The sequence below is a fragment of the Streptomyces sp. NPDC002784 genome (assembly GCF_053592135.1).
Genome location: NZ_JBSFVD010000195.1, coordinates 1 through 1153 on the forward strand (window position 1 = coordinate 1; position 1153 = coordinate 1153).

Annotated in this window: 2 pseudogenes; both read left to right on the plus strand. The window is 66.3% G+C overall.

The window, feature by feature from the left end:
* The first annotated feature begins 104 nt into the window (after window positions 1-104).
* Window positions 105-958, plus strand: a pseudogene (locus ACWD1Z_RS37745) (IS5 family transposase).
* A pseudogene (locus ACWD1Z_RS37750) lies at window positions 955-1153 on the plus strand (hypothetical protein); the annotation flags it as partial. The pseudogenes ACWD1Z_RS37745 and ACWD1Z_RS37750, both read left to right, overlap by 4 nt.

The following is a 1153-nucleotide window of genomic DNA, read 5'->3' on the forward strand; positions in this document are numbered from 1 at the left end:
TCAGTGGACGTTAAGTCCGATCTTCCTCGGTTCGTGATCGCTCGATCGAGGTACTGATCGTCGCGCAGGCCCTCTGTTGGGCATGTGCATGCTGAGATGCGGGCATGGAGCGAGAGCCGTACCCCAGCGACTTATCGGACGAGCAGTGGGCGTTGATTGAGCCGATGATCACGGCCTGGAAGCAGGAGAGAGTGGCTCGGTCAGTGACCGGAGATCCCGGCTCCTGCGATCTGCGGGAGGTCGTGAACGCGATCTTCTACCAGAACCGGACGGGCTGCCAGTGGCGCTACCTCCCGCATGATCTGCCGTCCTGGTCGGCGGTGTTCTACTACTTCGGCCTGTGGCGCCAGGACGGGCTCGACCAGCGGATCTCCGAACTCCTGCGCTGCCAAGTGCGGGAGAGAGCCCGGCGATTAGAGGACCCGTCCCTGGTGATCATCGACACCCAGTCCGTCCGCGCGGCCGCGGGTGTCCCGAAGACCACGACGGGACTGGACGCCAACAAGAAGGTGTCGGGGCGCAAGCGGGGACTGGCCGTTGACGTTCTGGGGCTGATCATCGGCGTCGTAGTGCTGGCCGCCTCCGCCCATGACAACGCAGCCGGCACTGCCCTGCTCGATCAGGCGGCCGAGCGGTGCGGGATGCGTCTGGAGAAGGCCCTGGTGGACCAGGGCTTTAAGGACGAGGTTCTCATCCACGGCGCCCTGCTGGACATCGACGTCGAGGTCGTCCGCCGCAACGCCGCAGACCAGGGCAAAGGCTTCGTCCCGCAACCGAAGAGGTGGATCGTGGAGCAGGTCAACGGCACGTTGATGCTGCACCGCCGCCTGGCCCGCGAGTACGACCACCGCCTCGACACTTCCGCCTCGCGCGTCTACTGGGCTCCATCGCCAACATGGCCCGCCGCCTCACCACACCCGCCCCCACCTGGCGCGACACCCTCGGGCTGGCCGCGTGAACATCAGCGAGCTCCTGGCAGACCTCCAGGACCAGCACGACAAAACCACGGCCCGGGCTGACGAACTACGCAGCCAGATCGACCACTTGACCGCCGCTCTGGCCGAGACCGAAGCACGACGCGCAGACCTGGCCACCACCCGGAAGATCATCGCCGAACGCATCCCACCCGGGACCGAGCCCGATCCGCCCGAGA